Source organism: Pseudomonas sp. RW407 (assembly GCF_003176655.1).
GTDB classification, from domain to species: domain Bacteria; phylum Pseudomonadota; class Gammaproteobacteria; order Pseudomonadales; family Pseudomonadaceae; genus Pseudomonas; species Pseudomonas delhiensis.
This window is the reverse complement of sequence record NZ_QGSL01000088.1, coordinates 1,028,794-1,031,522: the sequence shown is the minus strand read 5'-3', so window position 1 is coordinate 1,031,522 and position 2,729 is coordinate 1,028,794. Positions and strand designations below refer to the sequence as shown.

Genomic DNA, 2,729 nt, shown 5'->3' with positions numbered 1-2,729 from the left:
CCCTAACCCTCCCCCGCAAGCGGGAGAGGGGACCGTTCGGCGCAATGCGGAACCGCGAAGTTCCCGGGCTCCCCGTAGGGCGCATAACGCCTACGGCGTTATCCGCCAGATCGCGGACAGAGTCCGCTCTTACGGTTCCAGGAAGCACGGACGTAGGAGCGGGCCCTGCCCGCGATTCGCGCGCAGGGCGCGCTCCTACAGGGGATTGGCATGGCTCGGGCGTAGGAGCGGACTCCGTCCGCGATTGGGCTCACCGGCCGCGCCAGACGCTCCGGTGGCGTGGCCGACGGCGGATAACCGCGAACGGTTATTCGCCCTACGGTGGCGGGGTGTGAGGATGACGCCGGGCTCTCCGCCTGCACAGGACAGCCCCCCAAAATGCCACTCCAGTCCCATTCCCGAAAAATCGCCCCCCGCGCCATGGCCGCTCCGCCGGGCCGTGCCTATCCTTTGAGCATTCCACCGCCGTAAACCACAGCGTCGCCACCGGTCACCGACCCAGGAGCCCTGCATGGCCGCGACCAGGAAGATGGGCCTCACCGGGCTGACCACCCTGGTGATGGTCAACATGATGGGCTCGGGGATCATCATGCTGCCCTCCAGCATGGCCCAGCTGGGCGCGGTCTCGCTGCTGTCGTGGGTGTTCACCGCCGTGGGCTCCATGGCCATCGCCTACTGCTTCGCCCAGTGCGGCATCTACTGCCCGCGCTCCGGCGGCATGTCCGCCTACAGCGAGGAGGCCCATGGCAAGTCGGCGTTCTTCCTCTGCTCTTATCTGTACTTCCTGTCCCTGGTGATCAGCAACGTGGCCATCAGCCTGTCCGCGGTGGGCTACCTGACGCCCTTCTTCCCCTGGCTGGGCAGCGGCGCGGTGCCCCTGTTCCTCGGGACCCTGGGGCTGATCTGGCTGACCACCCTGGCCAACTTCGGTGGCCCGCGGATCACCGGGCGGCTCGGCTCGGTCACCGTCTGGGGGGTGATCATCCCGGTGGCCGGGCTGGGCTTCTTCGGCTGGTTCCGCTTCAGCCCGGAAACCTTCGCCGCCGCCTGGAACCCCAACAACCTGCCGGTCAGCCAGGCGATCACCGACAGCATCCCGCTGACGCTCTGGGCCTTCCTCGGCATGGAGTCGGCGGCGCAGAACTCCGACGCGGTGGACAACCCCAAGCGCAACGTGCCGCTGGCCTGCCTGCTGGGCACCTTGGGCGCCGCGGTGGTGTACGTGCTGTCCACCACCGTGATCCAGGGCCTGGTGCCGAACCCGGAGCTGGCCAACTCCAGCGCGCCCTTCGCCCTGGCCTATGCGCACCTGTTCAACGACGGGGTGGGCAACCTGGTGATGGCCCTGGCGGTGATGGCCTGCGTCGGCTCGCTGCTGGGCTGGCAGTTCACCCTGGCCGAGACGGCCAAGGTCACCGCCGCCCAGGGCCTGTTCCCGCAGCTGTTCACCCGCGTCACCGGGCGCGGCGCGCCTTTGGCCGGGCTGGTCACCTGCGCGGTGCTGCAGAGCCTGATCGCCCTCTCGACCATCTCGCCCAACGCCACCGCCCAGTTCACCAAGCTGGTGAGCCTGGCCGCGGTCACCAACATCATCCCCTACATCACCTCGCTGACCGGGCTGGTGGTGATCCTCTACAAGGCCGGCGTCGGCCTGGAGCTGGTGCGCCGCAACACCGCCGTGATGCTGGTCGCCGCCTGCTACTGCTTCTACGCGCTCTATGCCTCGGGGCTGGAGGCGGTGTTCGGCGCGGCCCTGGTGATGGTGGTCGGCTACCTGCTGTTCGGCTTCATCGCCAAACGCTTCGTCAAGGCCTACGAGCGCCTCGCCGCGCCGCCGGAGTCGCCATGAACCGCCTGTTCGCCGCCCTGTTCCTGCTGTCGCTGCTGCTGGCCCCCGGCGCCTGGGCCGACAGCCTGGCGCGCATCCACGCCAACCATACCCTGGTGCTGGGCTTCCTGGCCGACAACGCGCCCTTCTCCGAGGGCGACGAGCACGCCGCCAGCGGCTACGCCATCGACCTGTGCCAGGCGCTGGCCGCCCGCCTGCGCAGCGCGCCGGGCCTGGCCGACCTGCAGGTGCGCTACCAGCCACTGCCCCTGGAACAGGCCCTGGCGGCCGTGAGCGGCGGCCAGGTCGACCTGTTCTGCAGCCCGCTGGTGGAAACCCTGCAGCGCCGCGAAAGCGTCAGCTTCTCGCTGCCGGTGTTCACCGCCGGGCTCGGGGTAATCCTGCGCCGCGACGCCGACGCCACCCTGCAGGCCGCGCTCAGCGGCGCCCCGCGCGAGCGCACGCCGACCTGGCGGGGGACCGTCAACCAGGGCCTGAACAAACGCAGCTTCGCCGTGCTCAAGGGCACCACCAATGTCCAGTGGGCGCAGCAGAGGGTGCGCGAGCTGGGGCTGCAATCGCGCCTGGTGGAGGTGGCCAGCTACCAGGACGGCGTCGACCGTGTGCTGCGCCGCGAGGTGGACGCCTTCTTCGGTGAACGCCTGTCGCTGCTCAACTACCAGGCCCGCTCGGCCCAGGCCGACCGCTTGCAGGTGTCCGACCACCTGTTCGAGATGGCCAGCGTCGCCCTGCCCCTGCCCCGCAACGACGACGCCTTCCGCCTGGAAGTGGACCATGCCCTCAGCGACGCGCTGCGCGGTGCCGCGGGCGAGGCGCTGTACAGCCGCTACTTCGGCCCGCCTTCGCCACAGCAGCGCCTGCTGCTGCGCCTCTACTCCCT

Annotated in this window: 2 protein-coding genes; both read left to right on the top strand. The window is 69.7% G+C overall.

Features of this window, described 5'->3' with window-relative positions; genetic code table 11:
• Positions 1 to 511 precede the first annotated feature (511 nt).
• On the top strand, positions 512 to 1,849 hold the full coding sequence (gene potE / locus DK254_RS11230) for a putrescine-ornithine antiporter (protein WP_109933834.1): 1,338 nt from the start codon (positions 512 to 514) through the stop codon (positions 1,847 to 1,849).
• Positions 1,846 to 2,729: amino acid ABC transporter substrate-binding protein (locus tag DK254_RS11225; RefSeq protein WP_109933990.1), on the top strand; the 884-nt coding region annotated here is incomplete at its 3' end. The genes potE and DK254_RS11225, both read left to right, overlap by 4 nt.